A 5,757-nucleotide genomic window follows, 5' to 3' on the forward strand; every position below is an offset into this window, starting at 1 on the left:
GTGCTGCTGTCCACGCGGCCGTACCGTCCCCTCCAGCCCGTGACGGTACGGCCGCGTGGACAGCAGCACCGAGCGGTCGATGAAGAAAATCACCGCTGCGTAGAACAGGCCGAACGGGAGCGCGCCGAGGGTCGAGCGGTGCAGGCCCATCCCGGCGACCGTCGCCCCCGCGTAGGTGGCGAGTCCGGCGGTCAGCAGCATCAGTGCACCGGCGGTGACGAAGCGGGGCCGGTCCTGCGGACCCACCGCGCGGCTGTCCGCACCGGTGCAGAAGACCAACAGATCGCCGAAGGCCCGCGGATACCCTGGCCACACGCGAGAAATCGGCCTACCCCCTCGTCGGCGCCCGGTCGGCTGCGACCGCCTCGGGCCCGCCACCAGCATCACCGGCAATGTAACTCTGCGTAGCGGAGCCGGCCATCCCGGCCGGCGCTCGGGCGGCCCTGGTGCGGCTCGCCGGCCGGCGTGCGAGTCTGATCGGTGCGGACGCCCGGCAGCGTGGGAGGAACAGCGGTGGCACAGATCAAGGTCGTGGTCCAGCGGGCCGTGCCCGGCACTCCCGAGCAGGTCGTCGCGAAGCTGGCCGACTACCAGGGCACCCGGGCCCGGTCCTGGCCGGAGAACGTCTCGGAGTACCGGGTGCTGGCGGGCGGCACCGGCGCGGGCAGCCGGATCGCCTACCGGCTGCAGGCCACCCGCAAGCGGGTCCGCCAGGTCGACGCGACGGTGTCCGCACCGGATCCGACCACCCTGGTCGAGGCGGACCAGAACTCCTCGCTGCAGACCCGGTGGCAGGTGGCGCCCGGTGCCGGCGAGCAGCAGAGCACTGTCACGGCGACCACCACCTGGGACGGCGCCGGTGGGGTCGGCGGCTTCTTCGAGCGCACCTTCGCCCCGATCGGCATTCGCCGGCTGAACACCGCGGTCCTGGACAAGGTCACAGGCCAGCCGGGCTGACCCGCGCCACGGGGGTTTCTCGGCGGCGAGCCGGCCACCACGGTTACCAGACGCGGGCCAGGACGTTGCTGACGTAGCCGTTCATCCGGTCAAGTTTGGGTTTGTCGACCGGATCGGCGGCGGACAGTTCGCCCTGGGCCCACTGCGCGGCCCAGGTCGGGACGTTGTGCGCGGCAATGACGTACAGCCAGTTGTGGCCCCAGCGGTCGGAATCAAATCGTTCTCGCATCGCCCGGGCGGTGGAGTCGAGCGCCCAGTAGGGATCGAGCGCCCGGGCGGTGGTGACCTCGGGAAGTGTGGTGTTCCACTGGCAGAGCCCGAAATCCGAGTTGGTCCAGTAACCGACCGCGCCCGGGTCCCAGTTACTCTCGATGGTGGTGATTCCGCGCAGCAATCCGCGGGGGACGGTGTACTTCAACGCGTAACGGTCCGCAATCGGCATGAACAACGCGTACGACGTCTCTTTGTTGACGAATCCCGCCGGGCTGTGCTCGACCGCCGGCAGGTACATGTCACGGTTGATCACCGGCTGCAGCTTTTCCTGGAAGGCGACGACGGCGGCCCTGGTGGCGGCGGTGAAGCGGCCGTCGGTCGGCACCGGGGTGGCAGGGCCGCCGTGCCAGTTCAGCGCCCGGCTGATCGCGGTGACGCCGGCCCGGACGGCGAGGTTGTCCGCGTCGGTGCTGCCGGCGGGCGGGGCCTCGCCCGCGCCGACCCCGTAGCACCGGCCCGGCCCGGCGGCGGATCCGCCGTCCGCCGGGGCCAGCGTGCCGCCCCGGCCATCCGCGGGCCAGGCGCCGCGCCCGACCCGGATGCGCTCCTGTGACGTCACCATCGTCTCCTCCCCCGCCGGCCCCCGCCGGGCATGCGCACCGGCGCCGCGACCGGTCAGACGTACATGAACATCCGCACGGTCGTGCCGGCACGCCCCGAGCGGAGCTGCACGAGATCGCAGAGCTGGTTGACGAGCCAGAGGCCGCGCCCACCACTGAGGTCGAGGTCCGGGCGCCGCCGCCCGGCGAGCCGGTCGGCGAGCTGACCGGAGTCGGTGACCTCGCAGATCAGGCAGCCATCGCCGCTCCAGAAGCGCGCAACTCCCCGCCCACCGCCGTGGCGGATGCTGTTCGTCGCGACCTCGTGCACGGCGAGTTCGAGATCGCCGGCTCGGTCCTCCTCCAGCCCGTCGGCGCGGGCCGCACGGGTGGCCGCCGCGCGAACCAGACCGAGGTCAGCCGGGCCGAACGCGATCTCGGCCTGCGGCTGGCCCAGCTCCTCCAGCAGCTCGGAAAGCGGATCCGAACGGGTGGCCTCGCCGGGCTGGGTATGCGGATCGGCCCCGCCGCCTGGGCCGGCGGCAACGCCGGCCGCGGCGGCCACGGCGGCGTCGGCCACCGCCGCGGTGGCGACAGCAGCGGCAGCGGCGACAGAGGTGGCACTGGCAGAGGTGACACCGGCATCGGCCACCACGGCGGCGGCAGAGGCGGCCCCGGCATCGGCCACCGCGACGGCGACGGCGACGGAGGCAGCAGCGGCAGCGGCAGCGGCAGCGGCCGAAGCGGGGAGGGCAGCGGCCGGTCCGGCCGGCGGTCGGTAGCGCGTGCTGATACGACCGAGCCCGCCGTCCACCACCACCGGATGGGTCTGCCACACCTCGTCAGCGGTCAGCGAACTGAGCGTGGTCACCTCGTAGGGGCAGCGCAGCCGCCAGGCCGGTGGGGCCGCGAACGCCTCGTTGAGCAGGGCCTCGTGGAGCATGCACTCCCGCTGTTCGGGGACGGATCGCCCGGACCACAGCGGCTCGCCGATCCCGCGGATGGTCCGACCCCGTTCGATCCCGAGGTCGAGGAATTCCTGCCAGGCCGGGATGATACGCGCCGGATTCCGGCCGACCTCGGTCATATCGACGAAAGTGACCCGACTCGCGGCTCGACCGAGCGCGGCACGGAGAAGCGCCGTCCGCGGCAGCGTCACCGCCACGAGAACATCCTCGTCCGCCGCCAGACCGGCGAGGATGAAATCCCTGGTCGCGGTGAGGAAGCCGACGTCACCGTGGTACAGAAAAGCCTCGTGCCGAATGCCACCGACACCGGTCGGGCTGAGGGCCGAGCCACGGATGGGGCCCAGAGTACTCTCCCGACTCACTCCGCCGCCCTGCGTCGCAAACCGGCGGCGGCCGGCACCGGCGCGAGCGCACCGTATCCGGCCGGGCCAGGCCTGGAATGCGGAGAATAACAGCGTCCCGCACTCGCGGCCCCATCCCCCATGCGCACGCGCACATCATAGGTCATGTCGAACCAATGGGATATGCCGAGCAACGTAATCGAACGGGACGGATCACATCGGATCACACCGGACCAGCCACCACCACGGCGGATGATCTCGACCGGCGGCGGCTCGGGCCGATCGTCGCACTGTCGCCGATCGGCGACGGCCGGCGGATCAGCCCGGATGACCGCCCGAGCGGAAAGCGGCAGGTGATCGCCCGTAGTCTCGCAGTCAGCGCGGATCGGCCGGACGGCCCGGCACCGTGCATCGCGCACAGCACCGACGAGGACGAGAAGGCGGATCAGGCATTGTGACGACGACATCTGTCCCGCAGCGGTCCATCCATCAGCGGATCGCCGACGAGCTCGGCGTGCGCCAGGGGCAGGTGACGGCGGCGGTCGACCTGCTCGACGGGGGCGCCACCGTGCCCTTCATCGCCCGCTACCGCAAGGAGGCGACGGGCACCCTCGACGACACCCAGCTACGCACCCTGGAGGAGCGGCTGCGCTACCTGCGGGAGCTGGAGGAGCGGCGCACGGCGGTGCTGGAGTCCATCCGCGCCCAGGACAAGCTCGACGACGCCCTCGAGGCGCAGATCCTGGCAGCGGACTCCAAGGCCCGGCTGGAGGACATCTACCTGCCGTACAAGCCGAAGCGGCGGACGAAGGCACAGATCGCCCGTGAGGCGGGCCTGGAGCCGCTGGCGCTGGCCCTGCTGGCCGACCCCACCGGAGACCCGCACGGTACGGCGAGCGGCTACGTCGACGCGGACAAGGGGGTGGCGGACGCCGGCGCCGCGTTGGAGGGCGCGCGGGCGATCCTCGTCGAGCGGTTCGGCGAGGACGCCGACCTCATCGGCGCCCTGCGGGAGCAGATGTGGTCCCGTGGCGTGCTCGTCTCCCGGGTTCGAGAGGGCAAGGAGGAGGCTGGCGCGAAGTTCGCCGACTACTTCGACTTCTCCGAGCCGTTCACCTCGCTGCCCTCGCACCGCATCCTGGCCGCGTTCCGGGGCGAGAAGGAGGAGATCCTCGACCTCACCCTCGAGCCGGACACCCCGACCGAGCCTGGCGCCCCGCCCGTGCCCGGGCCGACGAGCTACGAGCAGCGGATCGCCGAGACGTTCGGGATCTCCGACGCGGGCCGGCCGGCGGACCGCTGGCTCGTCGACACCGTCCGCTGGGCCTGGCGCACCCGCATCATCGTCCACCTCGGGGTGGACCTGCGGATGCGGCTGTGGACGGCGGCGGAGGACACCGCCGTGCGCGTGTTCGCGGCCAACCTGCGCGACCTGCTGCTCGCGGCGCCGGCCGGCAGCCGGGCGACGATGGGCCTGGACCCGGGCTACCGCACGGGCGTGAAGGTCGCGGTGGTCGACGCAACCGGCAAGGTGGTCGCCACGGACACCGTCCATCCCCACGTCCCGGCGCGGCGCTGGGACGAGTCGATCGCCACCCTGGCCCGCCTCGCCGCCGAGCATCATGTCGACCTGATCTCGATCGGAAACGGGACGGCCTCCCGGGAGACCGACAAGCTGGCCGACGACCTCATCCGCCGGCACCCGGAGCTGTCCCTGACGAAGGTGACCGTCTCCGAGGCGGGGGCGTCGGTGTACTCGGCGTCCGCCTACGCCTCGGCCGAGCTGCCCGGGATGGACGTCTCGCTGCGCGGCGCGGTCTCGATCGCCCGCCGCCTGCAGGATCCGCTCGCCGAGCTCGTCAAGATCGATCCGAAGTCGATCGGGGTGGGCCAGTACCAGCACGACCTGGCCGAGGCACGGCTGTCGTCGTCGCTGGACGCCGTGGTGGAGGACTGCGTGAACGCCGTCGGGGTGGACGTCAACACCGCGTCGGCGCCGCTGCTGACCCGGGTTTCCGGAATCGGGGCGGGCCTCGCCGAGAACCTGGTCCGCCACCGCGACGCCAACGGCCCGTTCCGCACCCGCGAGGCGCTGCGGGACGTGCCCCGGCTCGGGCCGAAGGCGTTCGAGCAGTGCGCCGGCTTCCTGCGCATCCGCGGCGGGGACGACCCCTTGGACGGCTCCAGCGTGCACCCCGAGTCCTACCCGGTGGTCCGGCGCATCCTCGCGGCCACCGGCGGCGAGCTGAACACCCTCATCGGTAACGGCGCCGCGCTGCGGTCACTGAAGCCGACCGAGTTCGTCGACGACACCGTCGGGCTGCCGACGGTCACCGACATCCTCGCCGAGCTGGAGAAGCCGGGGCGCGACCCGCGGCCGGCGTTCCGCACGGCGGCGTTCACCGAGGGCATCGAGACCCTCGCGGACCTGGTTCCCGGGATGACGCTGGAGGGCACCGTCACGAACGTGGCCGCGTTCGGTGCCTTCGTCGACGTCGGCGTGCACCAGGACGGCCTGGTGCACGTCTCGGCGATGTCGAAGAACTTCGTCAGCGACCCGCGGGAGGTCGCCAAGCCCGGCGACATCGTCACGGTGAAGGTTCTCGATGTCGACATCCCGCGCAAGCGGATCTCGCTGACGCTGCGCCTGGACGACGAGATCGGAGCGCCGGCGTCCGC

The 5,757-nt window shown here is 72.2% G+C and carries 5 protein-coding genes; 2 read left to right on the top strand and 3 right to left on the bottom strand.

Going from position 1 to position 5,757, the window contains the following annotated elements; translation table 11 throughout:
* On the bottom strand, window positions 1-246 hold a 246-nt coding region (locus NBZ85_RS26600; protein WP_261562819.1), incomplete at its 3' end, for a DUF4407 domain-containing protein.
* 267 nt (window positions 247-513) lie between these two features.
* Here NBZ85_RS26600 and NBZ85_RS26605 point away from each other — a divergent pair.
* On the top strand, window positions 514-957 hold the full coding sequence (locus NBZ85_RS26605; RefSeq protein WP_261553925.1) for an SRPBCC family protein: 444 nt from the start codon (window positions 514-516) through the stop codon (window positions 955-957).
* 43 nt (window positions 958-1,000) lie between these two features.
* On the opposite strand, the gene NBZ85_RS26610 is transcribed toward NBZ85_RS26605, so the two are convergent.
* Complete coding sequence (locus tag NBZ85_RS26610; protein ID WP_261553924.1) at window positions 1,001-1,792, bottom strand: lysozyme family protein; 792 nt, start codon at window positions 1,790-1,792, stop codon at window positions 1,001-1,003.
* A gap of 53 nt (window positions 1,793-1,845) precedes the next feature.
* On the bottom strand, window positions 1,846-3,099 hold the full coding sequence (locus NBZ85_RS26615) for a sensor histidine kinase (protein ID WP_261562821.1): 1,254 nt from the start codon (window positions 3,097-3,099) through the stop codon (window positions 1,846-1,848).
* Window positions 3,100-3,532: 433 nt separating this feature from the next.
* Here NBZ85_RS26615 and NBZ85_RS26620 point away from each other — a divergent pair.
* Window positions 3,533-5,757 (top strand): Tex family protein (locus NBZ85_RS26620; protein ID WP_261562822.1); only part of this gene is annotated, 2,225 nt, incomplete at its 3' end.

Source organism: Frankia tisae (genome assembly GCF_025403405.1).
GTDB classification, from domain to species: Bacteria; Actinomycetota; Actinomycetes; order Frankiales; family Frankiaceae; genus Frankia; species Frankia tisai.

Excerpts from the sequence above, each read along its gene's own strand:
- NBZ85_RS26610 (WP_261553924.1), bottom strand. The coding sequence starts at position 1,792 with ATGGTGACGTCACAGGAGCGCATCCGGGTCGGGCGCGGCGCCTGGCCC.